This window comes from Paenibacillus sp. Leaf72, from assembly GCF_001422685.1.
In the GTDB taxonomy this organism is placed as follows: domain Bacteria; phylum Bacillota; class Bacilli; order Paenibacillales; family Paenibacillaceae; genus Pristimantibacillus.
The window spans coordinates 16,861-41,228 of record NZ_LMLV01000033.1 but is presented as its reverse complement, the minus strand read 5'-3'; the positions used below and the strand labels follow the sequence as shown (position 1 = coordinate 41,228).

Genomic DNA, 24,368 nt, shown 5'->3' with positions numbered 1-24,368 from the left:
AATCCTTAGCGGTTAATCATGGGCTCCTTGCGAATACGCAAGGAGTCTTTTTTCAAATATAAGCATTTATAAGTTACACACTTATAACGGGCTTATATTTCATCGCGAAACGGTAGCTTTGCCGCCAGAAGACGGCTTAAGCCTAAGCCGTTTACGCTTGTGAAGCGCCTTGATGAGAGTTGGCAGTTCAACCTGCGCTAGGATGGGAGGTAACGTAACGGTGGAAGAAGAGCACTTGGTCATTATGGATGATGCAGCCATACGCCGGGCACTGACCCGCATCGCCCACGAGATCGTGGAGAAGAACAAAGGAATTGACAACTGTACGCTGGTCGGCATTCGGACAAGAGGCGTTTATTTAGCCCGAAGAATCGCAGAGCGCATACAGGAAATTGAAGGCAAGCCTGTTTTAGTGAAGGAACTGGATATTACCCGCTATCGCGATGACGGCAAGGCGCCAGGCAGCCGCACCGAGATGGAAGCAGGCATAATCGGCGAAATTGATGTCGAACTGTCGGTCGTACAGGACCGCAACATTATTTTGTTCGACGATGTGCTGTATACCGGCCGGACGATTCGCGCCGCGATGGATGCGGTAATGGATTGCGGCAGGCCGCAAAGCATTCAGCTTGCTGTGCTGGTTGACCGTGGTCATCGGGAATTGCCGATAAGGCCGGATTTTGTAGGCAAAAATGTGCCATCCTCCAAACAAGAGCAAATCTCCGTTACGTTAACCGAGATTGATTCCTTAGACCAGGTGAAAATTATTCATCAGAGGGGGCAAGCATAAATGACACTTTTACAGCTCAAACAGCGCAGTTTGCTTGGTTTGAAGGAGCTTGACGCAGAGGAAATTATCGCCATACTGGATCGTGCCGCTCATTGGGAGCAGCAGGAGACGAAAGTGCAGAATGTGCTGCAGGGCAAGTTCGCAGCGAATATGTTTTTCGAGAACAGCACGCGCACACGCTTCTCCTTCGAGGTAGCGGAGAAGCGGCTTGGAGCGGAGGTGCTGAACTTCTCAGCAGCCGTATCGAGTGTGCAGAAGGGCGAGTCGGTATATGATACCGTTCGCACCTTGGAGTCGATGGGCATAGACGTCGGCATTATCCGGCTCAAGCCGATTGGCTTGCTAGCCGAACTGGCTACGAAAATTAAAGTGCCGCTGATTAACGCGGGCGATGGCAACAACGAGCATCCGACGCAGGCGCTGCTTGATTTATATACGATGCGCAAGCAATTTGGCGCAATTAAAGGATTGACCGTCTCGATTATCGGAGACATCTTGCACAGCCGCGTAGCGCGTTCGAACTTATACGCTCTGCAAAAGCTGGGGGCTACGGTGAAGTTTTGCGCTCCTGCGAACTTGCAGGCCGCTGAGCTTGATGCCCGTTATGTAACGATGGAGGAAGCGCTGAAATCCGATGTCGTGATGATGCTGCGGGTACAGCTGGAGCGTCACGAAAGCGGCATGCTTAGCTCGGCTGAAAGCTACCGCGAGCAGTTTGGATTGACGGTGGAGCGCAGCGAGGCAATGGCGGATCACGCGATTATTATGCACCCGGCGCCGATCAACCGCAATGTTGAAATTGACGATGAGCTTGTCGAGCATGCCAAGTCCCGGATTTTTAAGCAGATGGAGCACGGGGTTCCGGTCAGAATGGCCGTCATAGAACGGGCTTTGAACTAACTTTTAGATGAAATCGGGAGGGTGAACGGATAATGTCATTATGGATTATTAACGGCAGCGTATGGGATACAGCTGCAAGCGGCCTAGTGAAGCAGCATATTCGAATTGAGGATGGCAAAATCGCCGAGCTTGCAAGCGGCGAAACAGTGCCGGACACAGGATCAGCAGAAGTAATTGACGCAAAGGGCAAGCTCGTATCAGCCGGCTTCATCGATATGCACGTGCATTTGCGCGATCCTGGCTTCGAATATAAAGAAGATATCGCAACAGGGACGCGTTCAGCAGCGAAAGGCGGTTTTACAACAATCGCCTGCATGCCGAACACTCGTCCAGTGACAGATACACCTGAAACGATCAACTATATTTTGGACAAAAATGCGAAGGAAGGCGTCGTTCGCGTCCTCCCTTACGCCGCAATTTCTAAAAATCAGCTCGGTCGCGAGCTGACGGATTTCGCAGCGCTGAAAGCGGCTGGCACAATCGGCTTTACCGACGATGGTGTCGGCGTACAAAGCGCGCAAATGATGAAGGATGCGATGGCGCTGGCAAAGTCGCTAGACATGCCGGTCATTGCACACTGTGAGGACAATACGCTGGTTGAGGGACTGTTCGTCTCGGAAGGCAAGTTCTCCCGCGAGAACGGACTGAAAGGCATTCCGAATGAATCGGAAGCGATTCATGTCGGCCGCGACATTTTGCTCGCTGAAGCGACAGGCGTTCATTATCATGTCTGCCACGTCAGCACGGAGCAATCGGTAAGGCTGATCCGCCTTGGCAAGCAAATCGGCGTCAACGTAACCGCTGAGGTTTGCCCGCATCATCTGGTACTGTCGGACGAGGATATTCCAGGCTTTGACGCCAATTGGAAAATGAACCCTCCGCTGCGCACGCCGCGCGATGTGGCTGCGGTCATCGAAGCGCTGGAAGACGGCACGATCGACATGATCGTAACGGATCATGCGCCGCATAGCGCGGAAGAGAAAGCGCGCGGCATGCAGCTTGCGCCGTTCGGAATCGTCGGCTTTGAGACAGCTTTCCCGCTGCTGTACACGCAGTTTGTTAAAACCGGCAAATGGACGCTCGGCTTCCTGCTGGACCGTATGACAGCTGACCCGGCACGGGTGTTCAAGCTGGAGACAGGCCGCCTGGCAGCAGGTGCGCCAGCTGATCTGACGATTGTGGATCTCGACAGCGAACGTGCAGTTGATCCGGCAACCTTTGCCTCGCGCAGCAACAACACGCCTTTCGGCGGCTGGAAGCTGCAAGGCTGGCCGGTAGCGACGATTGTAAATGGTGCGGTTGTGTGGTCGGAGCAAGCATAAGAACGTTAACTTGGATATGCTAATTGACATATAGGAATACGTAGACCTGAGGAGTGAGACGGATGCAAGCGAGATTATTATTGGAAGATGGAACATTGTTTACAGGACTATCCTTCGGCGCAGAAGTGCAAACGATGGGTGAGGTTGTTTTTAATACAGGTATTACTGGCTATCAGGAAGTATTGTCGGATCCATCCTATTGTGGACAAATCGTGACGATGACTTATCCACTTATCGGCAACTATGGCATTTCTCGCGATGACTTTGAGTCGATTCGCCCGTATATCCACGGTTTTGTCGTGCGCCGCAATGAGCCGGTGCCGAGCAACTGGCGCGCCCAATATTCGCTTGAGCAGCTGCTTAAGGAATATGGCATTCCGGGCATCAGCGAAATCGACACGCGCATGCTGACGCGGATTTTGCGTCACCACGGCACGATGAGAGGCCTGCTTACAACTGGCAACGAGCGCATTGAGGAGCTGCAAGAGCGCCTTGGCTTGTCCGCACTAATGACGGATCAAGTAGCTCGTACATCGACGAAGCATGTATTTTCCAGCCCAGGCAATGGCGAGCGCATTGTGCTCGTAGACTTTGGTGCAAAAAGCGGCATTTTGCGCGAGCTGACTAAACGCGGCTGCGACGTCGTCGTTGTGCCTCATGACACGACGGCTGAAGAAATTCGCCGCCTGGCACCGGATGGCATTCAGCTGTCCAATGGCCCTGGGGACCCGAAAGACGTTCCACATGCGGTTAAAATGATTTCCGAGCTGCTCGGCGAGTTCCCGATCTTCGGTATTTGCCTTGGACACCAGCTGTTTGCACTTGCTTGCGGCGCTGATACAACGAAGCTTAAATTCGGCCACCGCGGCGGAAACCATCCGGTGAAGGAACTGGCAACGAACCGCTGCTACATTACTTCCCAGAACCATGGCTACACTGTAATGGAAGATTCGATTGCGAACTCCGGTCTGATTGTAACGCATATTAACAACAATGACCGCACAATTGAAGGGCTGAAGCATAATACGCATCCTGCATTTTCGGTGCAATACCACCCGGAAGCTGCTCCAGGACCGTATGATTCCAGCTATCTGTTTGACGAATTCCTGAGTATGATTCGCACACATAAATTAAATAACCCGCAAAAGCGTCGCCAAGTCGTACTCGCGGAAACGTTGAAAGTGAAAGGGGAGCTTCAGTATGCCCAAAAATAATAAACTCAAAAAAATTCTCGTCATCGGCTCCGGCCCGATTGTAATCGGCCAAGCCGCTGAATTCGACTATGCCGGCACGCAAGCTTGCCAGGCGCTTATGGAAGAAGGCTATGAGGTTGTATTGATTAACAGCAACCCGGCTACCATTATGACAGACACAAACATGGCTGATAAAGTTTACATTGAGCCAATTACGCTTGAGTTTGTATCGCAAATCATTCGTCAGGAGCGTCCAGATGGTTTGCTGCCGACGCTTGGCGGCCAAACAGGCCTCAATATGGCGGTAGAGCTGGCGCGCGCTGGCGTATTGGAAGCAGAAAATGTGCAGCTTCTTGGCACACAGCTGACAGCTATCGAGAAAGCCGAAGACCGCGATTTGTTCCGCGAGCTGATGCGCGAGCTGGAGCAGCCGGTACCAGAAAGCGACATCGTAACGACAGTTGAAGCAGCAGTTGCTTTTGCCAATGAAATCGGCTACCCGATTATCGTTCGTCCTGCCTACACGCTTGGCGGTACAGGCGGCGGTATTTGCGCAAACGAAGAAGAATTGCTAGAAACGGTTGCCTCCGGTATCCGTTACAGCCCAATCGGCCAATGCTTGATCGAAAAATCGATTGCTGGCTTGAAGGAAGTTGAGTACGAAGTTATGCGTGATGCGAATGACAACTGTATCGTTGTCTGCAACATGGAAAACTTTGACCCGGTTGGCGTACATACTGGCGACAGTATCGTAGTAGCGCCTAGCCAAACGCTGTCGGACCGCGAGTATCAAATGCTTCGTTCCGCTTCGCTTAAAATCATTCGCGCTTTGAACATCGAAGGCGGCTGTAACGTACAGTTCGCGCTTGATCCACAAAGCTTCCAATATTATGTAATCGAAGTTAACCCGCGCGTCAGCCGCTCTTCGGCGCTGGCTTCCAAAGCGACAGGCTACCCGATTGCTAAAATGGCTGCTAAAATCGCAATTGGCTACACGCTTGATGAAATTGTGAACCCAGTAACCGGCCAAACGTATGCTTGCTTTGAGCCTACGCTGGATTACATCGTATCGAAAATTCCGCGCTGGCCGTTTGACAAGTTCGTGAATGCGAACCGCAAGCTCGGCACGCAAATGAAAGCGACAGGCGAAGTTATGGCGATTGGCCGTACTTTCGAGGAGTCGATTCATAAAGCGGTTCGTTCGCTAGAAATCGGCACGCATCGCATCCACTTGAAGGAAGCAGTAGACCTCAGCGATGATGTGCTGCGCGCACGCCTTCAAAAACCGGATGATGAGCGCATGTTCCTGGTAGGCGAAGCGTTCCGTCGTGGTTATGCTTTGCAGGAAATTCAAGATCTGACGAACATTGACTGGTGGTTCCTGGACAAAATCGAAGGCATCGTAGCATTCGAGGATAAAATCCGCCAGGAAGCGACGCTTTCCCGTGAAACGCTGTACCAGGCGAAGCGCAAAGGCTTCTCCGACCGTTCGATCGCTGAGCTTCGCAAAGAAGGCAATCCGAATGGCAGCCACACGAATGAGCATGATATTCGTACTTATCGTAAAGAGCTTGATATCGTACCTGTATACAAAATGGTTGATACTTGCGCCGCTGAGTTTGAAGCGAGCACGCCTTACTACTATTCAACTTACGAGGTAGAGAACGAAGTAGCGCCTTCGACGAAAGAGAAAGTGCTTGTACTCGGCTCTGGCCCAATTCGGATCGGACAAGGCATTGAGTTTGACTATTCGACGGTTCATGCGGTGTGGGCAATTCAGAAGGCTGGCTATGAAGCGGTTATTATCAACAACAACCCAGAGACGGTATCGACCGATTTCAGCACATCGGACCGCCTGTACTTTGAGCCTTTATTCCTTGAAGATGTCATGAACGTTATTGAGCAAGAGAAGCCAATCGGCGTAATCGTGCAGTTCGGTGGCCAAACGGCAATTAACCTCGCAGCTCCGCTTTCCAAAGCTGGCGTGAAAATTCTCGGCTCCAGCCTGGAAAGCATCGACATGGCAGAGGATCGCAAAAAGTTCGAAGCTTTGCTTCGCGGCTTGAACGTGGCTCAGCCAGAAGGCAGCACTGTAACCTCGGTTGGCGAAGCAGTAGCAACGGCACAAAAGCTCGGTTACCCTGTACTCGTTCGTCCATCGTACGTTTTGGGCGGCCGCGCAATGGAAATCGTATATTCGGATGAAGATTTGCTGAGCTACATGGAAGTAGCGGTAAAAATCAATCCAGAGCATCCTGTCCTCATCGACCGTTATATGCTTGGCATGGAAGCGGAAGTGGACGCGATCTGTGATGGCGACACCGTATTGATCCCGGGCATCATGGAGCATATTGAGCGCGCAGGCGTTCACTCCGGCGACTCGATTGCTGTGTATCCGCCGCAATCGTTGTCTGACAGCGTGAAGGAGCAAATCGTCGACATTACGATCAAAGTATCCAAGGCGCTGAACGTAATCGGCTTGGTTAACATCCAGTTCGTAATTCATAACGAGATCGTGTATGTCATTGAAGTAAATCCGCGTTCGTCGCGTACGGTTCCATTCCTGAGCAAAGTAACAAACTTGCAAATGGCGAACCTTGCGACACAAGCGATTCTTGGCACGAAGCTGGCTGACCTGGGCCATAAAGACGGACTGTGGCCTGAAGACGAGTATGTATCGGTTAAAGTTCCGGTCTTCTCGTTCGCGAAGCTGCGCCGTGTTGACCCTACCTTGACACCGGAGATGAAATCGACGGGTGAGGTTATGGGACGCGATGTGCAATATGCGAAAGCCTTGTACAAAGGATTGCTAGGCGCAGGCATGAAAATCCCGACAACGGGCTCGATCATTGCGACCGTTGCGGATAAAGATAAAGAAGAAGCGCTCGAATTGCTTCGTGGCTTCTACAGCATTGGCTACAAAATCATTGCAACTGGCGGTACGGCAGCTATGCTTGAAGAAGCGGGCATGACGGTAACGACAGTGAACAAGCTTAGCGAAGGATCGCCGAACATTCTTGATCTGATCCGTGAAGGCAAAGCACAGTTCGTCTTCAATACGCTGACAAAAGGCAAAACGCCTGAGCGCGACGGCTTCCGTATTCGTCGTGAAGCGGTTGAGAACGGCGTTGTATGTATGACGTCGCTTGATACGGTTCGCGCCTTGCTGCGGATGATGGAGACCATCAACTTCTCCTCGCGTTCGATGCCAACACTGCTGCACAAATAAGTTTTAGCAAGCACGGCCAGCGCCGATTGCCTGCGGCCCGCAAATGGCTTTGCTTTTGCGGGTGCGCGTGGCCCGGCGGATGGCCTTTTTAATGCGCATATTTCGCAAAAACACGGCAAAGGGGACGGTTAACGATGGGTTTGACACGGGAACGGGAACAGGCAGCCGGAAAAATTATGGTTGCGCTCGATTATGCGGACGCGGCTTCTGCCGAGCGCTTATTGAATGAGCTGGAAGGTATCCCCTGTTATATGAAGGTGGGCATGCAGCTGTTTTATGCTGCGGGTCCTGCGTTCATAACGGGACTTAAGGAGCGGGGCTACCTTGTATTCCTTGATGTGAAGATGCATGATATTCCGAACACGGTCAAAGGCGGCTCAGGCAGTGTGACCCGGCTCGGCGTCGACATGTTCAATGTCCATGCTGCTGGCGGAAGCGCAATGCTTGCGGCAGCGGTCGAAGGCATGGAAGCAGCGCTTGCTGTTGGACAAAATAAGCCAAGCATCATTGCAGTGACCCAGCTGACCAGCACCAACCAAGCGATGCTCAACGAGCAAATTGGCATTGCTGGAACGGTGGAGCAGGCTGTTCTTAGGTATGCAGAGCTTGCCCGCGCTGCGGGTCTGAATGGCGTAGTGGCATCCCCTGCTGAAGTGCAGGCCATCAAGCAGGCATGCGGCGCTTCCTTCCAGACGGTAACGCCGGGCATTCGCCCGAAAGGTGCCGATGTGGGCGACCAATCGCGCATTATGACACCAGCAGAAGCGTTAAAGCAAGGTACAGATTATATGGTTATTGGTCGGCCGATCACGGCTGCCGCAAATTCAAGAGCAGTATTAGAAGCGATTATTGAGGAGCTGATTTAAGATGAGCCAAGTTAAACTTTCAGAATTGCCTAAAACGATTGCTGCCAGCCTGCTCGAAATCGGAGCAGTAGCCCTTAGCCCAAATGAGCCATTTACGTGGACTTCAGGTCTTAAGTCGCCGATTTATTGCGACAATCGTCTAACGATGTCTTACCCGGCTATTCGCGAGCTTGTTGCTGATGGCTTTGCTGCTGTCATTCGCGAGCGTTATCCAGATGTGGAAGTCATTGCGGGCACCTCGACTGCGGGTATTCCCCATGCGGCTTGGGTCGCGCATAAGCTTGGACTGCCGATGGCTTATATTCGCGATAAAGCGAAGGGCCATGGCAAGCAGAACCAAATTGAAGGCCGCATTGAGCCAGGGCAAAAGGTTGTCGTCATTGAAGATTTGATTTCAACTGGAGGCAGCTCGCTGAAAGCGGGACTTGCTGTTCGCGAGGCAGGGGCCGAGGTACTGGCGGTACTGGCGATTTTCACCTACCAATTCGAGCAGGCAGCTTCGGCATTCGCCGAGGCGAACATGCCGCTTGAAACGCTGTCGAACTATTCCGAGCTTATCGAAGCAGCTGTAGAGCTTGGCAAGGTGCAGAGCGATGATATGCTGAAATTGAAAGCATGGCGCGAAAATCCGCAAGCGTTTGGCAATTAGCATAAGCAGCGCTCCAGTCTTTCCGATCCGGAAGGCTGGAGTTTTTTTATGTTTATTTTGAGATTCAGTAAAAATTTTGAATTCGTCGGATTTTGTTGTAACTTTTTGCTGTAATCGTTCGTCTAACACGTTAAGATGAGAATTATGAAGGTTTTTTAATTGAGCAGCCTGATTGTCATCCTAGGGCGCTCTGCTTAAAAGGAGGTATAGAAATCAGCTATGATATTTAGCAAGAAAAAAAAGGATGAGCAACCGGTGCAAGAGCCTGATCTAGTGAAGGAAGAAAAGCAGGATCCGAAGCTAGAGAAAGAAGTACATAATGAAAAACTGCTTTCCGTTGTGAATGTTGAACGGGTATTTCAGGCTGGCGGCGCGCCGCTGCGCGTGCTCAAAGGCATTAATATGGAGCTTCGGCAAAATCAGCTCGTTATGCTTCGCGGCCGTTCCGGCTCGGGGAAGACGACGCTGCTGAACTGCCTGGGCGGACTGGATACACCAACTGAAGGCGAAATTTGGTTTAACGGCAGGCCCTTTCATAAGCTGAGCGACGATAAGCGCACACTTGTCAGGCGCAAGGAAATGGGTTTTATTTTTCAGGCGTTCGCTTTGATGCCGCTGCTGTCTGCGAAGGAAAATGTCGAGCTGTCGCTAAGGATGGCTGGCGTTCCGCGTGGGACGTGGAAGGAACGGGTGGATCACTGCCTGGAGCTGGTTGGCCTGGAGAAAAGGATGAACCATCGTCCCTTCGAGCTGTCCGGCGGCGAGCAGCAGCGTGTAGCTATTGCGAAGGCGATTGCGCACAAGCCGATATTGCTGCTGGCGGATGAGCCGACCGCAGAGCTGGATTCAAACATGGCAGCTCAAATTATGAGTGTTTTTAAAACGATTATTCGCACGGAACAAGTTACGATTTGTATGACGACACATGATCCTACTATTATGGAGGTTGCCGACCATGTCTATGAAATGGTTGACGGGAAATTTATTTAAACGTCCCGCAATAATAAGTCTTGCTGCAATCATGTTAATAACTAGCGGCTGCTCCTTGCTGCCTGCTGAAGAAGAAGAGGAAGTACTGCCTTCCATTGCACCGCCCCAAATTTCCAAGAAGCCAGAGTATGAGGTAACAACAGATACGCTGGAGACGAAGGTTAACGTAATCGGCAAATTGATTTCATCCCGCGAGGAGCCTGTCTTTTTCACTCTGGATGGTAAAAATCTGAAAGAGCTGAACATTAAGGTAGGCGATAAAGTGTCCGCAGGCCAAGTCATTGGCCAGCTTGATGTCGATAGCCTCACGAAGACGCTGCGCATGGATAAGCTGGCTTTCCGCAAGGAAGAGACAGCGATGAAGGAAGCGCTGAGAACGCGCGATGAGATGGACCCGGTAGAATTTGAAGAAAGATCGATTTTGTTTGAAGAGAAGAAGCAGGCACTGATCGATCAGGAGGCTGACATTGCGAAGGCTACGCTGACAGCGCCGATTAGCGGAACGGTTGTTTCGCTGAATGTCGAGAAGGGTGCTGCGATTAAAGCGTACAGCACAATTGCGGTCATAGCCGATACGACGACGCTTATTCCGGCAGCGAAGCTGACCAAGGATGAAATAGCCAAAATCGTCGTCGGCATGCCGATTGTAGCGGAAATCAGCAATAGCGGCAAATTCAAAGGCACGGTGAAGATGATGCCGATGACCAATACGGATTCCTCTAATGGCAGCAATAACGGAGGCAACGGCGGCACAGGAAATAATACGGATAAAGAGCGGCCGGAAGATTTTATGCAGGTGGAAATTAAAAATTTGCCTAAAAACTTGACTCGCGGTACCCCGCTTTCGATCAGCATTATTACGAAGCGCAAGGAAAATGTCATCGTAATCCCGCCATCTACACTGCGTTCTATTGGATCGCGTACCTACGTGCAAGTCATTGATGCAGACGGCAAACGTGAAGTGGACGTTGAGGTTGGACAGCAAACGGCGACACAAATCGAGATTTTGAAAGGCTTGGAGCCGGGACAGAAAGTTGTAGGTCGATAGCCGATGGGAATACCTCTACTGCGATTTTTGTTCCGCAAAATGTGGAACACCCGTTGGCTGACGTTTAGCGCCTTGGCGGGTCTGACGATTGCGGTTGCTTTTGCAACCAGCATCCCGATGTATGCGGATGGGGCACTCAAGCGCGTAGTCGCGGCTTCGCTCAAAGAGAAGAGCACCGGCTTGCCGGCAGGCTCGCTGCTGATGCGGTATCAGTCGCCAGGCGGCCAGACAACCGATCTTTCAGCTTTGACTGAAGTTGACCGATATATTAAAGAGGATGTACCGAATGAAATCGGGTTTGCTTATCAGAACTTTGTTCGCAGCTTGTCGCTCCGCGGCGCCGATGTCGTGCCAGAAGACCCGACTAAGGTAGATGCGAGCCGTACCCGTCAGATGACACTGATGTCCATGACGGAGCTGGAAGGCAAAACCGAAATTATGCAAGGACGCTGGTTTACCGACAAGGTCGATAAGGACGGCATGATGGAAGCGGTCATGCTTGAAGAAGCGATGTACCGCAATGATGTTCATATTGGGGATGTATTCGAATACCCGATCTACAGCGGGCTGAATTTGACGCTGCGCATCAAAATCGTCGGAGCTGTCAAGCCGCTGAATGACACCGATCCTTATTGGTATCAAGGGCTTGAAGGACTGATGAATACGCTCCAGATTCACGAGAACGTATTTTTGAAGACGCTGCTGGAGCAGCAAAAAATTCCGCTTAACAATGCTAGCTGGTATTATGCTTTCGATTTGTCGCAAGTGCAGACGAGTCAGCTTTCGCCGCTGGGAAGAACGCTGGATCGCTTGAATATTGAGCTGTATCAGCGCTTGACCGACACGAAGGTGGAAATTTCATTTGCTGATACGCTCATTGAGTTCAAGCGGCAGAGCTTGCAGCTTCAGACGCTGCTGTTCACGCTGGCAGCTCCGATGCTGGCGATGGTATTTTATTTTATCGCGATGAATGCCCGGCAGTCTCTCGATAAGCAGCGCAGCGACATCGCGGTACTTCGCAGCCGCGGCGCAGGCACAAGGCAAATTATATGGATTTATTTGCTCGAGGGCTTGCTGCTTGGGGCAATTGCTCTAGTAATAGGCCCGTTCCTCGGCTGGTTTATGGCGAAAAGCATCGGCTCGGCCAATGGCTTCCTGTCCTTCGTCAACCGGACGTCGATTCCGGTCGGCTTCTCGACTGAGGCGATAATTGCAGGCGTAGCAGCCGTCGTGCTGGCACTGCTCTCGACGATTATTCCGGCGATTATTTATGCCAGATCATCGATTGTAAGCTACAAGAGGGATTTGGCGCGTTCGGACCGCAGTCCGTTTTGGCAGCGCTGGTTCATTGATGTTTTGCTGCTTGGCGCAGCCGGATATGGCTGGTATATGTTCAATCAGCGCCAAATGCTGACCTTCCAGACGGGACTTACGACGGATCAGCTTAATGTGCAGCCATTTCTATTTTTCGTACCGGCTTTATCGATTTTTGCAATGGGATTGTTTTTCCTGCGGTTGTTCCCGTGGCTGCTGAAGGTGTTTAACTGGCTGGGCCGGAAGTTTTTGCCCGTTCCGCTTTATTTAACTCTTACGCAGCTGTCGCGTTCTTCCAAAGGTTATTACCCTTTGATGATTTTGCTAGTCTTGACACTCGGGCTCGGTGTATATAATGCATCTGCTGCCCGTACGATTGATTTGAACTCGACGGAACGCACGCTGTATAAATTTGGCACGGATGTCGTCATTAAAACGAATTGGGACGGAACGCCAGAAGTCAAATATACCGGAGGCAGCAATGGAAACGGCGGCGGCAATGGCGGCAGCGGTGGAAATGGCTCCGGCGGCAACGGAGGCGGTTCGTCAGGCGGCTCTGGTGGTGGAACGGGCGGAGGCTCCGGCGGCGGTGGAGGCGGAGCGCAACAGCCTGTGCCTACGCGCATTTTGTACAGTGAACCGCCTTTTGAGCTGTTCCGCAAAATGGAAGGCGTTGAAGCGGCAGCACGCGTGCTGCAAACGAAAGGGAACATCGTCGTTTCAGGACGCTCCATTGGTCAGGGTACGGTAATGGGGATCGACAATGTCGATTTCTCAAAAGTAGCTTGGTTCCGCAATGACCTGTTTCCAACACATCCGTTTACGTATTTGAACTATTTGGGCATGTATGAGCATGCGGCGCTTATTCCAACCGGAGTAGCGGAGAAGTACCAGCTCAAGCCGGGAGATACGATGTCGGTTGGCTTTACCGAAGGCAAGCTGGATTTTGTAGTCGTTGGCATTCTGCCGTATTGGCCGACGCAATATCCAGATCAATCGCCGTTCGTCATTACGAATCTGGATTACATTTATGACCAACTTCCGATTATGCCTTATGAGGTTTGGCTCAAAATGAAAGATGGTGCGAAGGTTGCGCCGATCTTGGAAGAGCTGCAAAAACAGGGCATTGAAGTCGCTACCGTCAAGGATGTGCGCAATGAACTGATTATCCAGTCCAAGCTTCCGACCCGAGGCGGCGTATTCGGGATTCTCAGTCTCGGCTTCCTAGTATCGGTCATCGTCACTTTAACCGGATACGTGCTGTATTGGTTCTTTAATCTTTCAGGGCGGGTCGTGCAATTCGGGGTTTTGCGGGCGATGGGACTTTCACGCAGGCAGCTTACGGGCATGCTCATGCTGGAGCAGCTGTTTACAGCGGGACTTTCCATCGGGCTTGGCGTCATGATTGGCAAGCTGACGAGTCTATTGTTCCTGCCATTTCTGCAGACCGCCGAAAATGCGACAGAAACGGTACCGCCGTTCCGCGTCGTCTTCGAAGCGAAGGATACGAACCAGCTGTTTATCGTCGTCGCTTTCATGATGATTACTGGAGCGCTGCTGCTCTTCCTGCATATTCGCAGGCTGCGGGTGCATCAGGCAGTTAAAATGGGAGAGGAGCGCTAACAGCTATGATCGATTGCGAAGGCTTAGTCAAAATTTACAAAACGGATGATCTCGAGGTTGTCGCGCTGCAAGGTCTTAACCTTAAAGTAAACCCCGGCGAGCTGATGGCGATTATCGGGAACAGCGGAAGCGGGAAGTCGACGCTGCTCAATATTTTGGGCGGCCTCGACCACCCGTCTGCTGGCCAAGTTAGAGTCGGGCCGTGGGATTTGCTGAAAATCACCCCGGACGATCTCGTGAAATACAAGCGGGAAACGGTCGGTTTTATATGGCAAAATAATGCCCGCAACCTGCTGCCGTATTTAACGGCGCTGGAAAATGTTGAAATGCCGATGATGCTTTCGGGCAAGGTCGACCGCGCCTATGCCAAGCAGCTGCTGGAATGGGTAGGGCTCAAGGAGCGCATGAACAACAAGCTCCATCAATTATCCGGCGGGGAGCAGCAGCGGGTCGCGATTGCCATTTCCTTATGCAATCGTCCGCAGCTGCTGCTGGCGGATGAGCCGACGGGATCGGTGGATACGGCAACGTCGGATCTGATTATGAATATTTTTCGCAAGCTGAACCGTGAAATTGGCATTACGATTGTCATTGTTACTCATGATCTTTCCCTCGCCGGAAAAGTGGACCGTGTCGTTGCGATTCGCGACGGCTTGACGAGTACCGAGTTCATTAAGCGCAATCCCAATATGAATACGGTTGGGGGTGAGGAAGAGCAAACAGGCAAAGGGCTTCAGGCTGTGCATGAAGCTTATGTCGTCGTAGACCGGGTGGGAAGACTCCAAGTGCCGAAGGAATATTTAACTGCATTAGGCATAACAGATAAAGCGACAATGGAGTTTGATGGTGAGCGAATCGTCATTTCGCCGCCTAAATCATTAGGGGGGTAAAATAGGATGGAGAAACGGTTGTCTAATAGAAAAATGATTAAAAAGTGGGTTGTTGTCCCTGCGACACTTATGGTGGCAACGTCGATTTTGGCGGCTTGCAGCGGCGGTGCGCAAAGTACAGCAGAGAAGCATGTTCTGCGTATAGGTGTATTGTATGGGGGAGCAGATAATGAGCCGTATTTCCGTTCGCAATATACCGATACGTATGAAATGATGAACCCGGAGATCGATTTTGAAATCGTAAGCGCAATTGACTACTCGGATATGCGCTACCAGACTCCGGATGAGAACGGCAATATCGATCAACCAGATCCGTATGCGAAAATGAAAGATATGCTGACTGGCGATAATCCTGTCGATGTCGTGGTGCTGGATTACAACATGCTGCGCCGTCTCGTGCAGGATAATCTGCTGAAGCAGCTCGACCCATTGATCAGCCAAAGCAAATTCGATTTGACTGATTATGTGCCGACTGTCATTGATGGCATTAAATCCGCTGGCGACAACAACATCTACGCCCTGACGCCAACGTTCAGCTCATCGGCTCTTTATTACAATAAAAAGCTGTTTGAAGAAGCTGGCGTAGAGCCTCCTACAGACAATATGACCTGGAAGGACATTATGGACAAAGCTCGTCTTGTGAGCAAGGGAGAGGGCGTTGACCGTAAATATGGCATGACCTTCAGCCGTTGGAACGGCGGCGATTTCAACTCTGATATTCAAACCTACAGCTCGGCGCTTCAACTGAAAATGTGGGACGATAAAGGCGAGAAAATGCTGGTCAACACGCCGCAATGGGAAAATGTATGGAATACGGTCTCTAGCTTGTACAGAGACGATGTTGTGCCGGATCAAGAGGATATTAATAAAATCAATGAAGAGCTAAACAAGGAATCCGCAGATGGCAACTACGTTTACAACCCTACACAAGGCGATTTGTTTGCGGGTGGCAAAGTAGCCATGACGATCTCAGATTATAATTATGTGAATGAGCTGAGCAATACGATGAACAATGCTTCCAAAATTAAAGACTTTGAGGCATTTGATTGGGATGTTGTGACCTATCCGACGCATGAGGAGGCACCAGGCATCGGCGGTGCCATTTACTTCAGCCAGCTGATGGGGATTAACAACAACGCTCAAAACTCCGAGGATGCTTGGAAATTCATTCAATTTACCAACAGCAAGGAATGGGCGGAAATGAAATCCCGCAGCACGTATGAGCTTGTAGCGCGCAAGGAGTACCTGAAGCCTAAAAACGGCATGAATTACAACATTAATGCCTTTACTGCCCTTAAACCTATTCCGCCGCAAAGCGTCGATACAGAGAAGCTGTACCGCGAAAAGCCGGGCATTTGGGAAGCGCAAAATGCTTCTTACGATCTGTTCCAGAAAGTTATTAAGGGCGATATAACAGCTAAGGAAGCATTAGCCGAGTGGGAAACGAAAGGTAATGCTGTACTGGAGAAGCTGAAAAAAGAGCCGGCCAAGACAGATTCATCGAAGGCAGCTGAGGGCGGCACAGATGGTGCCAGCACCATGCCTGTAGAGGTAGAAACAACAGAAGTACCAGCAGGATAAAAAAGAACGTCCCGTATAAAGCCTGAAATGGCTTTGTACGGGACGTTTGTTTTTGAAGGTATAAAAAGTCGATGGATTACTGTATTTAGCCTTTTTTGGGTATTCTAATGAGTGAGGAGGGATACCAATGAGGTGGATCTATTGGGTTCGATTATACGAGACAAAATTTCAGGCAGGCTGCCTTGTGCGAAGAATGGAAAATGACTGGTGGATCTATGGCTACGAGTGTCCGCAGGAGGTCGAGGTTTTTCGCTCCAAGCGGGGGCGTTATGGGGTGAGATTTTTGATTTAATTCAAAAGATTAAAAAAATGAAGAAAAATGCTTGACTTCACTATCTCATATATTGTATATTAATTCATGTCGCCATTTCAAATTGATGCGCTGTACGAATGGAATATATAGCCGCTTTCTATTAAATCGTCTTGCTAGACGTTTTATGAGGGCCCTTAGCTCAGTTGGTTAGAGCGGTCGGCTCATAACCGATTGGTCGGGGGTTCGAGTCCCTCAGGGCCCACCATTGTACACCTCAATCTATTATGCCGGGGTGGCGGAATTGGCAGACGCACAGGACTTAAAATCCTGCGGTAGGTGACTACCGTACCGGTTCGATCCCGGTCCTCGGCATACCGCTTTAAATCACGGTGGCTTTACGGTGTCTGTACGCATCCTGCACGAATACTGCGATGCTACATTCACGTAGACCTGTGCGCCTGCTCTTCGTAATATTCGTTTCATTAACGAATTTTGCGAAGTGGAGGCGTTTTTTATATGTCCGAAAATAGTAAGAAAGGCCGTGGTCGTCGCGTTAATCTAGCGTCGGCTGGCGGCGGTAAATCTCCGGTTCAATATCCTGCGGAATCCCTCGATTTAGACGCAGCTATTACGTCATTTATCCGCTACTGCCGCATCAGAAACCTTACGCAAGATACGCTCAATTTTTACCGCGATACTTTACTAGAATTAACGCGGCAGCTCCAAAAGCAAAACGTTGAGAGGCCGATAGATATCGTAAAGGATACGATCATGGTCGCGTTGGAAACGAAGCGAAGTACGCCTATTAAGCGCGGTAAGGCGGAGACGCCCGCCGATGCAACGATGGATAAGCTTACTCGAAGTTGGCGCGCCTTCTTTAATTGGATGCATTCCGAAAGCTTCGTCGAAATTAATCCCTTCGTAGGATTAGGCAAGGCGAAATCTGAACGCAGCATCATAGAAACGTTCTCAAACGCGCAAATGAAGTCGTTACTGAACGCGCCTAATCGTTCTACGTTTACAGGTCTTCGCGACTATACGATCATGTTGACGCTGCTAGATACGGGTATACGCATTTCGGAGCTTGAAGGTATCAGCCTTCATCACGTTAATTGGAGTGATCGTACGGTCAAGGTTTACGGAAAGGGGCGTAAAGAACGGCTCGTTCCGATATCACGCGCGCTAGAAAAAGCGCTTCGTAATTACACCGAGGTTCGCGGCGTATTGGACTGCGACTCGTTATTCGTAAATATCGATAACAACACGTTTAAAGTTCGCGGCATTCAACAAGCGATTAAGCTGTACGGCCAGGATGCGCGTATTAAAGGCGTACGGGTTTCGCCGCATACGTTTCGGCACACTTTTGCGAAAATGTACATTATGAACGGCGGGGATGCGTTTAGTTTACAGAAAATACTCGGGCATACATCGCTAGATATCGTGCGAATGTACGTTAATCTTTTTGGTACGGACATCTCCGAGAAGCACGATCGGCATTCGCCGCTAGAGAATCTATAAGATACGGATTGTTACCGCAATTTCCTTCGGGCGATTGCGGCTTCTTTGCGTTGATTTTCATTGTAAAATCCGACACTTCTTGCGATAATGTGAGTATTACATATAAAGGAAAACGTAGGAGGTCATGTTTTGAGTAGGAATTACATTTCATTATCCGTATTATTATTGATTATTACCTTTGCACTTTTCGGCTGTGCAAAAAATGAAATCGTAGAAGAATCGTTGCCGAGTCCCGAAAATCAGTCGGTCATGTTTTCGTCAACTAGTCCGTCATTGGAACCAAGCGTAGAACCTACGCCATCACCTTCGCCTAGCCCTTCGCCAGAAATCGGACCGGCGGTATTAGGAGCTAACGCGGTAAGCTTCGATAAGGAGTTCGGCGAACGCGACAACGATGATAATGATAGTACGATGTGGACTTATGATGATGGCCGGATATTCTGCCTAGGCTACGATTTTACTTGCGTAAATCTTTCGATTGCATTCGATAGAATACCGTTAGAAGAAGCGTTGGCGGAAACGTTAACTATGTCGCCAGAGGATGCGGTAGAAGTGTCTCGGAGTGATAAGACGGATGACGGAACTACGTACACATACGTGGTCTATAAGAGCGAGATGCTTGCCGCGCAGTTCGATGCGGATAGTTTCGGCGATTCCGAGCCTGGTACGTTTCTAGTGATACTTAAAGCGGATAAAGACGGAGTGTTTTCGTCCGTTCAGGCATTAGGCAACCGTCCATAGATATAACACGCCAAACAGCGGTCATTCCTTACGGGGAGTGGCCGCCTTTTAGTTTGCGTATAGCGCGCAAGAAAGAAGCGAATAGGCTGGCGAATGTGTTGCGCGTGGCTAGCGGACAGAAGACGCAGTAAGGACGAAATGAAATGAGGCGCTTACGTATGACCAAACGGGAAGAATCCGTAGGGTTTACGTAAGCGCCTTTTTCGTTTATCTGAGTCGCGTAAGCGGCGAGAACTTCGCGTGTTGCTTGCGTATATGCTCTTCGTCGGCTCGCGAATAACTTCGGGTTGTCTCTATGTCCGCATGTGCGACTATACGCTGAAGCGTCATTATGTCTCCGCCGTTAAGTAGATACATCGTACAAAAGTAAATGCGGAATTGGTGCGGACGCGATAGCTTAGGATCAACGCCTGCCTTGGCGGTATGCTCACGTAGTCTTTTGCGAAAATGATCGATCTTAAGGGGAAGGCCGTTCTTTGCTATAAAAAGATAATCGGACTCATAGTGTTCGCGATTTAACTCGATAAGCTTGTCAATTTCGGCTAGTGTTTCCGTAGATATAGGGACGCGGCGGCTCTTACGATTCTTATTCATAGATGCCGGTAAGTATATGGAGCACCTCTCATGGTCGATCAAATCGGTATTTAATCGCAAAGCCTCATTTATACGGAAGCCGCCATCCACTAGAAGCATCATTACAGTACGATCGCGAAAGCCTGCATGAGTTGTAATGTCCGGAGCCGCGAGAAGTTTCCGAACATCCTCGTCCGTATAGGTCTGCCGTTCGTCTATATCGACGCGCGGTTTTTTGATCGTTTTCACCGGATTAACTGTAATCATGCCCTCATTCGACCAAAATAAAAACATCGTTTTCATCGTTTGTATCCGCGTAATAACGGTGTGCGTAGAAATTTTACTTCCTTTTACGATTCTATGCGGTATGTCGCTAAACTTAGTCTTATTGTGCATATAGTTGATGTACTGGCGCAGTAAAACGGAAGTTATTTCGTTAATGTATTGTATGTCGGCATGTTCGCTGTGTAGCCATTCGCGAAAGTACGCCCAGTGGCTCCGGTAATTCCTTAACGTCTGACCGCGTAACGCCTCCGCTTGTTTTGCGTTATAAAAAACGATGAACGCATCCTCTAAGCTATAAGCTGTAAGTTCCGAGATATCCCTGCTAGTAGTCATCTAAAATACCTCGCCTATTTTAATATTCTCCACCGGTGAAAATGCCTTATGCGCGTCACGCACTTCGCTACTGAACAGATTAACGTACGTCAATACTTGGTCCATCGTACTGTGACCGAGAATAGATTGCAGCGCAAACAAATTCGCTTTGTTTTGAACGCTGAGTCGTGCGAACGTATGCCGCATTGTGTGAGGCGAGCAGCGGACGTTTGTAATCCCGGCCGTTTTGCCGTGTGTTTGTATTTGTTCGTGGACCGCGCGCCGATCGATAGGCATCTGATTCCCGCGTTTAACGAAAAGGGTACGATGAGGAACGGCGCCGCGACGATGAATGTACGTGATTAACTGCTGGCGCATTTTATCCTGGAAGTAGACGAAGCGCTCGCGCGCACCTTTACCGTTAATTTTTATGGACATGGCGCTCCAATCGATATCATCGAGTGTAATTTCACATAGTTCACGTACGCGTATGCCCGTTTCTAGGAGAAGTAAAATCATAGTGTAATCACGTACGCCGCTGAACGTATTTAGCTTTGGCTGGCCGAGAAGGGCGAAGAGTTGTTGGTTCGTAAAAGTGTTAACGACGGTTCGCTTAACCTTAACCAGCGATATTTTTTTGAATGGGCTTTCCGGCAAAAGCTCTTCCTTTACGAGATAGTTAAACAAAGCACGGGCGGCACGTAGTAGGCAGTTAATTGTTGTCGGCTTTAACTCTTCTTCTTCCATGAGGTAAAAGATAACGTTCTCCTTCAGAACACGGTACGTTATCGCGGCTGGATCGGTCGATAATTGTTGTATCTCTAAAGTATTGCGCAGCTTCAGAAACTCACGATAATAGAACTCCAACGTATGCTTGCTTAAATTGGCGTACTTTCTATCACGTAGGAACAATCGAACAGCGTCTTCAAACGATAACTCTCCCATTTAACCGCCTCCTCATATACTGTCCTCTCTGTATATATCGGCAAATCATCGCAATACTTTAACGCGTTACTGTGTTAACGAGGAATGCGCGTATTTATAACGAAGCTTCAACGCGACCCTGGCGCAAATTGACGCAGTTTAAAAACAGCAAAAAACCGCCCATTTTAGTGAGCGGCTGCGGTATTAATATATTTTACAATCATTATGAACATATTTAGGTAGCATTCTCTGCTAAACAAATTAGCCTCTCTAAGTAGTTCAAGTAGGCTCGCATAAAAATAGATCTAATCTCAGTATATGTAGCGCGGATCATGATGGAGTTACCTTTGGAAATGTTCTGGATAGTAAAACTGTCCGAGGACTCAAGTGGAAAGTAGAAATAGATGTCTCCTTCATGGGTAAAGCTATTTCTCAAAGAGTAGAATACCGAAGCAATATCCTCCATATTGAAATTCTTTATTTCAAGGGTGGGTTTAATGTTCTCTATGAGAAACTTTTGGTCGTCTGCTAGTATGTTTTCTTTAAAGAACCTTTTAATAATCCTGTGCTTTTTATCCCCGCTACTTTCACTAGGAATATAACAGACGGACTCTATACAAGTTATCCAAAAGAAAACGTGAACATTATGACTGCCTGTTGAGAGAAGTTTATCGGAATATGACATCAACCTAGAGATATTATTTACTACTCTTCTAGGTGCTAATTCTGTTAGATTTTCATCCGTGTCAATCGTGTAATCGACAGTGAATATATAACATCTATCCATTAAATCTCTCGCTTTGTCAGCGTCTTTGTAGAAGTCTGTATAAAAATCTAAAATCGCTTTATTGTACTCCATTTATCAATTCCTCCCCAAATAAATAAATAAACCGCTCCCGTATTCTATGGGTTAGCGGTTTTGTTGTAGTACTCCAGCACGTCTTGAAGTGTGTGTTCGGTACCTGTCATTTGTGTTAGTGTTTCAATAATTTTACTTAAAGTATCTAGGTCGATTCTTTTCGTTTTTCCTTCGCACATCTCATAAATGAAATTTGGGCGAACTTTAGCCTCGCGGGCTAGAGCATTTTTTGTAATGTTATGTATATTGAGTGTTTCTTCTAACTTAATTTTTATCGCCAATATGACCACCTCATGCTATTGATTATACCGTATTGTTAATCGTTTGAAAAATACTTGTTGACGTTTATCATTAGGCGTTATATACTTTCGTTAATCAATAGACGATAAACAATTAACGTTAAAATTAGGAGGTTTCATCCGTATGTCTAAACAACTGAACGCTACGCACCGTCTACGCTTCGTACTTCACACTGGCGGACTTATCTTCGTTTCTATTCTCGATCGCCCATCTCCGGTATCATTCCTGTCTCAGCCTGCCTATTTTCGCCGTATCACCGGCATATCACCGCTCAAAACGATCGGCACTGTCCGCGTAACCGAGGCTCAACTCCGACTGCTCGGCTTTATTCCGCAGAAAGGAGGCGTCGCAATATGATTCTTGCTTATCCGAATATCAACGAAATCCCGACGCCAGTTCGACGCAGAAAAACGCGCCTTGTAATCCGTATTATTGCCGAACTTGCCGCAGAATTTACTTTCGCTCTAATTCGGAGGTGCTTTCCATAATGACAAACCGCTATAGTATTCGCGCTATCTATCACGGTCCTGCGTATTGGCTGCGGGGAAAGCGACGCCTTATAGACGATACCGGCCTATTCGTTATGCACGAAGGCGATCGCCGTTACCTGAAGGTATTCCGATGAGAACGCGTCCGGATTACTGCAACGAATGCCGCGCCGCCGTCCATTTCCGTTATGTAAAACACGATGCTGATTCCGTTTACGCTCGCTGCGTTGAATGTGGCGCGTTGTACGATCTAATTAATAACGGTCGCATCATCCGTGAGTTCCGTCCGTCATTTACACGAAGACTGGCGTATTATCTGCACAAAGTCAACGCATACGGGACGCAAAGAAACGCAGCCTTACGCGGTTACTCGACGCTTCAGCCGCCAGCTTCCCGCTATAAACGCTTACTGGCGTATAAAGCTGCGATGAAAGAGAGGGCCGGTCTATGAAGCCCATCACCGTAATTAACGGACCTTACAGCGAGGGCGGTTCCGTCAAAATAGAGCGCGCCTACCTCGTTTCACCTTCGATTGCAATGTACGTTTCTGACGGTAACCTCTGGCTCGATCGCGTTATCCCCGTTCCAGGCCGTTTGTTTGAAACTTACGTCAGCGACGCGGGCATTATTTTGACGGAGGAAGCAAGCGGTGATGCTGAATCGCTTATTGCGACTGTGTACGCCGCACTACGCAGCATGGACGCGTTCGAGTTCGTAACCAGCGTTCTATTAGAAATCGGTATCGATCTCGACCGGATACCGTTACCGCCTGACGAGGCTCCGACGACAGGAGCCGAAACCTAGCGCCAATTAAGCGGCGCGATGGTCGCGGATCGTCGTTTCTGATGATTCCGTAAATTTAACCGCCCGTCCAGGTCGTTTTATCGTCCAAGTAGCGCTAACTGCTCGGATAAGGATACGCGGCAACGTATCCGCTGCTTTAAAGTCCGTACCGGCTCTAACCGGATCGTCATGCGGGCTTCGTTTTACCGTCGCCGTAGTATGTACGGAGTAGCGTCCAACTATTTCGGCTACTCGGCGGCCGATCGATTGTTCACGAAGCTTTAACGGCGGCAAACGTTGCGGCTTCGGTTCGTATGATAAGGCGCTCATTAATGGAGGCAACCGTTGAATGGGCGTCTTTTCTATATAATACGAGGGAACGTATGTTTGGTTTCGGGGAATTTGAATTTTTTTTTGTGAAAAGTGTGCGAAATCGAATCGGCAAACGACTATGTAAGTGTACGTCGTAATTAATTCGCATAAAAGTGTGCGAGACCAGTTCGGCGATCGTTACTAAGGTATAGGCTGCGGATTCTTCCGCTTCATATTAAAACCAACCAATAAGGAGACGATTGACAATGCTAAAAATGAAGACAATAAAGGCTGGCTATGCAGTATACATTCCTCGGAATAACGACGCAGGGCGCGCAATCGTAGAACGGTTCCTGAGTAAAGGAATCGAACTGGACGTCCGGCCGCTATCGCAAATGGGCCTACGAGTTACGTCGCGCGATCCTCGACTATTTGTTGAAGCGCTAAAAATCGTCGAAGAGTGGCAGCGCAAAGAATTAGCGGAACACGTTGCTTGGAAGTTTGCGGATAGTGCTTCTGTTTACGAAGGGAATGTAATCAGTCTCTTTGGGCGGGTTAGATGAGGATAAAAGGGATACTATCATTTTATATGAGGGTATTCGAGGGAAAGCGGGGGAGCGTGATT

23 protein-coding genes and 2 tRNA genes are annotated in these 24,368 nt (G+C 49.3%); 20 read left to right on the top strand and 5 right to left on the bottom strand.

Translation table 11 applies throughout. The features are described from left to right. The first annotated feature begins 244 nt into the window (after positions 1–244). The 17 genes from pyrR to ASF12_RS27445 all read left to right on the top strand — a co-directional run bounded on the left by pyrR (position 245) and on the right by ASF12_RS27445 (position 18,907). A complete protein-coding gene (gene pyrR, locus ASF12_RS27520; protein ID WP_442952562.1) occupies positions 245–790 on the top strand; it encodes a bifunctional pyr operon transcriptional regulator/uracil phosphoribosyltransferase PyrR in 546 nt (181 codons plus the stop codon). Beyond that, on the top strand, positions 791–1,690 hold the full coding sequence (locus tag ASF12_RS27515; RefSeq protein WP_056041586.1) for an aspartate carbamoyltransferase catalytic subunit: 900 nt from the start codon (positions 791–793) through the stop codon (positions 1,688–1,690). 32 nt (positions 1,691–1,722) lie between these two features. After that, complete coding sequence (locus ASF12_RS27510) at positions 1,723–3,012, top strand: dihydroorotase (RefSeq protein WP_056041584.1); 1,290 nt, start codon at positions 1,723–1,725, stop codon at positions 3,010–3,012. 62 nt (positions 3,013–3,074) lie between these two features. Continuing rightward, on the top strand, positions 3,075–4,226 hold the full coding sequence (locus ASF12_RS27505; RefSeq protein WP_056041582.1) for a carbamoyl phosphate synthase small subunit: 1,152 nt from the start codon (positions 3,075–3,077) through the stop codon (positions 4,224–4,226). Further along, positions 4,213–7,434 carry a carbamoyl-phosphate synthase large subunit gene (gene carB, locus ASF12_RS27500; RefSeq protein WP_056041580.1) on the top strand — a complete coding sequence of 1,074 codons (3,222 nt, stop codon included), beginning with the start codon at positions 4,213–4,215 and terminating at the stop codon, positions 7,432–7,434. The genes ASF12_RS27505 and carB overlap by 14 nt, the downstream gene beginning before the upstream one ends. Positions 7,435–7,568: 134 nt before the next feature. Further along, a complete protein-coding gene (gene pyrF / locus ASF12_RS27495) occupies positions 7,569–8,300 on the top strand; it encodes an orotidine-5'-phosphate decarboxylase (RefSeq protein WP_056041578.1) in 732 nt (243 codons plus the stop codon). Between the two features lies 1 nt (position 8,301). Next, on the top strand, positions 8,302–8,949 hold the full coding sequence (gene pyrE / locus ASF12_RS27490) for an orotate phosphoribosyltransferase (RefSeq protein ID WP_056041577.1): 648 nt from the start codon (positions 8,302–8,304) through the stop codon (positions 8,947–8,949). A 219-nt stretch (positions 8,950–9,168) separates the two neighbouring features. Next, positions 9,169–9,939 carry an ABC transporter ATP-binding protein gene (locus tag ASF12_RS27485; RefSeq protein ID WP_081419090.1) on the top strand — a complete coding sequence of 257 codons (771 nt, stop codon included), beginning with the start codon at positions 9,169–9,171 and terminating at the stop codon, positions 9,937–9,939. Then, the gene (locus ASF12_RS27480) at positions 9,905–10,987 is read left to right on the top strand and encodes an efflux RND transporter periplasmic adaptor subunit (RefSeq protein WP_056041575.1); all 1,083 of its coding nucleotides are present in this window, start codon (positions 9,905–9,907) and stop codon (positions 10,985–10,987) included. Before ASF12_RS27485 ends, ASF12_RS27480 begins: the two co-directional genes overlap by 35 nt. A gap of 3 nt (positions 10,988–10,990) precedes the next feature. Beyond that, a complete protein-coding gene (locus ASF12_RS27475) occupies positions 10,991–13,924 on the top strand; it encodes an ABC transporter permease (RefSeq protein ID WP_056041573.1) in 2,934 nt (977 codons plus the stop codon). A 5-nt stretch (positions 13,925–13,929) separates the two neighbouring features. Further along, positions 13,930–14,814 (top strand): ABC transporter ATP-binding protein, encoded by an 885-nt coding sequence (locus ASF12_RS27470; RefSeq protein ID WP_056041571.1) that lies wholly within the window; start codon positions 13,930–13,932, stop codon positions 14,812–14,814. Positions 14,815–14,820: 6 nt separating this feature from the next. Continuing rightward, on the top strand, positions 14,821–16,395 hold the full coding sequence (locus ASF12_RS27465) for an ABC transporter substrate-binding protein (RefSeq protein WP_235533303.1): 1,575 nt from the start codon (positions 14,821–14,823) through the stop codon (positions 16,393–16,395). 127 nt (positions 16,396–16,522) lie between these two features. Then, positions 16,523–16,687 carry a hypothetical protein gene (locus ASF12_RS35325; protein ID WP_172455662.1) on the top strand — a complete coding sequence of 55 codons (165 nt, stop codon included), beginning with the start codon at positions 16,523–16,525 and terminating at the stop codon, positions 16,685–16,687. Positions 16,688–16,836: 149 nt separating this feature from the next. Continuing rightward, a tRNA-Ile gene (locus tag ASF12_RS27460) sits at positions 16,837–16,913 on the top strand. 21 nt (positions 16,914–16,934) lie between these two features. After that, positions 16,935–17,020, top strand: a tRNA-Leu gene (locus tag ASF12_RS27455). Between the two features lie 144 nt (positions 17,021–17,164). Further along, entirely contained in the window at positions 17,165–18,166 is a 1,002-nt protein-coding gene (locus ASF12_RS27450; RefSeq protein ID WP_063892674.1) for a tyrosine-type recombinase/integrase, read from the top strand. Between the two features lie 129 nt (positions 18,167–18,295). Then, positions 18,296–18,907, top strand: a complete 612-nt coding sequence (locus ASF12_RS27445) for a hypothetical protein (RefSeq protein WP_056041569.1) — start codon at positions 18,296–18,298, stop codon at positions 18,905–18,907. A 207-nt stretch (positions 18,908–19,114) separates the two neighbouring features. Here the strand turns inward: ASF12_RS27445 and ASF12_RS27440 are convergent, their stop codons facing one another. The 4 genes from ASF12_RS27440 to ASF12_RS27425 all read right to left on the bottom strand — a co-directional run bounded on the left by ASF12_RS27440 (position 19,115) and on the right by ASF12_RS27425 (position 22,141). Continuing rightward, positions 19,115–20,098 (bottom strand): tyrosine-type recombinase/integrase, encoded by a 984-nt coding sequence (locus ASF12_RS27440; RefSeq protein WP_056041567.1) that lies wholly within the window; start codon positions 20,096–20,098, stop codon positions 19,115–19,117. Then, on the bottom strand, positions 20,099–21,022 hold the full coding sequence (locus ASF12_RS27435; protein ID WP_056041565.1) for a tyrosine-type recombinase/integrase: 924 nt from the start codon (positions 21,020–21,022) through the stop codon (positions 20,099–20,101). A gap of 214 nt (positions 21,023–21,236) precedes the next feature. Further along, entirely contained in the window at positions 21,237–21,860 is a 624-nt protein-coding gene (locus tag ASF12_RS27430) for a hypothetical protein (RefSeq protein ID WP_056041563.1), read from the bottom strand. A gap of 44 nt (positions 21,861–21,904) precedes the next feature. Beyond that, positions 21,905–22,141, bottom strand: a complete 237-nt coding sequence (locus tag ASF12_RS27425) for a helix-turn-helix domain-containing protein (protein WP_056041561.1) — start codon at positions 22,139–22,141, stop codon at positions 21,905–21,907. Between the two features lie 142 nt (positions 22,142–22,283). Here ASF12_RS27425 and ASF12_RS27420 point away from each other — a divergent pair, with 142 nt between their 5' ends. Next, positions 22,284–22,517, top strand: a complete 234-nt coding sequence (locus tag ASF12_RS27420) for a hypothetical protein (RefSeq protein ID WP_056041559.1) — start codon at positions 22,284–22,286, stop codon at positions 22,515–22,517. A gap of 578 nt (positions 22,518–23,095) precedes the next feature. Beyond that, positions 23,096–23,452 (top strand): hypothetical protein, encoded by a 357-nt coding sequence (locus ASF12_RS27410; RefSeq protein ID WP_056041555.1) that lies wholly within the window; start codon positions 23,096–23,098, stop codon positions 23,450–23,452. 6 nt (positions 23,453–23,458) lie between these two features. On the opposite strand, the gene ASF12_RS34765 is transcribed toward ASF12_RS27410, so the two are convergent. Next, positions 23,459–23,761 carry a hypothetical protein gene (locus tag ASF12_RS34765; RefSeq protein WP_155973500.1) on the bottom strand — a complete coding sequence of 101 codons (303 nt, stop codon included), beginning with the start codon at positions 23,759–23,761 and terminating at the stop codon, positions 23,459–23,461. A 248-nt stretch (positions 23,762–24,009) separates the two neighbouring features. On the opposite strand from ASF12_RS34765, the gene ASF12_RS27405 reads away from it, so the two are divergent. Continuing rightward, entirely contained in the window at positions 24,010–24,306 is a 297-nt protein-coding gene (locus tag ASF12_RS27405; protein ID WP_056041553.1) for a hypothetical protein, read from the top strand. The last annotated feature ends 62 nt before the right edge of the window (positions 24,307–24,368 follow it).

What these genes read in the sequence shown, in the direction of transcription:
- pyrR (WP_442952562.1), top strand. Translation starts at nt 245, where the DNA reads ATGGATGATGCAGCCATACGCCGGGCACTGACCCGCATCGCCCACGAG.
- ASF12_RS27515 (WP_056041586.1), top strand. Translation starts at nt 791, where the DNA reads ATGACACTTTTACAGCTCAAACAGCGCAGTTTGCTTGGTTTGAAGGAG.
- ASF12_RS27510 (WP_056041584.1), top strand. Translation starts at nt 1,723, where the DNA reads ATGTCATTATGGATTATTAACGGCAGCGTATGGGATACAGCTGCAAGC.
- ASF12_RS27505 (WP_056041582.1), top strand. Translation starts at nt 3,075, where the DNA reads ATGCAAGCGAGATTATTATTGGAAGATGGAACATTGTTTACAGGACTA.
- carB (WP_056041580.1), top strand. Translation starts at nt 4,213, where the DNA reads ATGCCCAAAAATAATAAACTCAAAAAAATTCTCGTCATCGGCTCCGGC.
- pyrF (WP_056041578.1), top strand. Translation starts at nt 7,569, where the DNA reads ATGGGTTTGACACGGGAACGGGAACAGGCAGCCGGAAAAATTATGGTT.
- pyrE (WP_056041577.1), top strand. Translation starts at nt 8,302, where the DNA reads ATGAGCCAAGTTAAACTTTCAGAATTGCCTAAAACGATTGCTGCCAGC.
- ASF12_RS27485 (WP_081419090.1), top strand. Translation starts at nt 9,169, where the DNA reads ATGATATTTAGCAAGAAAAAAAAGGATGAGCAACCGGTGCAAGAGCCT.
- ASF12_RS27480 (WP_056041575.1), top strand. Translation starts at nt 9,905, where the DNA reads ATGTCTATGAAATGGTTGACGGGAAATTTATTTAAACGTCCCGCAATA.
- ASF12_RS27475 (WP_056041573.1), top strand. Translation starts at nt 10,991, where the DNA reads ATGGGAATACCTCTACTGCGATTTTTGTTCCGCAAAATGTGGAACACC.
- ASF12_RS27470 (WP_056041571.1), top strand. Translation starts at nt 13,930, where the DNA reads ATGATCGATTGCGAAGGCTTAGTCAAAATTTACAAAACGGATGATCTC.
- ASF12_RS27465 (WP_235533303.1), top strand. Translation starts at nt 14,821, where the DNA reads ATGGAGAAACGGTTGTCTAATAGAAAAATGATTAAAAAGTGGGTTGTT.
- ASF12_RS35325 (WP_172455662.1), top strand. Translation starts at nt 16,523, where the DNA reads ATGAGGTGGATCTATTGGGTTCGATTATACGAGACAAAATTTCAGGCA.
- ASF12_RS27450 (WP_063892674.1), top strand. Translation starts at nt 17,165, where the DNA reads ATGTCCGAAAATAGTAAGAAAGGCCGTGGTCGTCGCGTTAATCTAGCG.
- ASF12_RS27440 (WP_056041567.1), bottom strand. Translation starts at nt 20,098, where the DNA reads ATGACTACTAGCAGGGATATCTCGGAACTTACAGCTTATAGCTTAGAG.
- ASF12_RS27435 (WP_056041565.1), bottom strand. Translation starts at nt 21,022, where the DNA reads ATGGGAGAGTTATCGTTTGAAGACGCTGTTCGATTGTTCCTACGTGAT.
- ASF12_RS27430 (WP_056041563.1), bottom strand. Translation starts at nt 21,860, where the DNA reads ATGGAGTACAATAAAGCGATTTTAGATTTTTATACAGACTTCTACAAA.
- ASF12_RS27420 (WP_056041559.1), top strand. Translation starts at nt 22,284, where the DNA reads ATGTCTAAACAACTGAACGCTACGCACCGTCTACGCTTCGTACTTCAC.
- ASF12_RS27410 (WP_056041555.1), top strand. Translation starts at nt 23,096, where the DNA reads ATGAAGCCCATCACCGTAATTAACGGACCTTACAGCGAGGGCGGTTCC.
- ASF12_RS34765 (WP_155973500.1), bottom strand. Translation starts at nt 23,761, where the DNA reads ATGAGCGCCTTATCATACGAACCGAAGCCGCAACGTTTGCCGCCGTTA.
- ASF12_RS27405 (WP_056041553.1), top strand. Translation starts at nt 24,010, where the DNA reads ATGCTAAAAATGAAGACAATAAAGGCTGGCTATGCAGTATACATTCCT.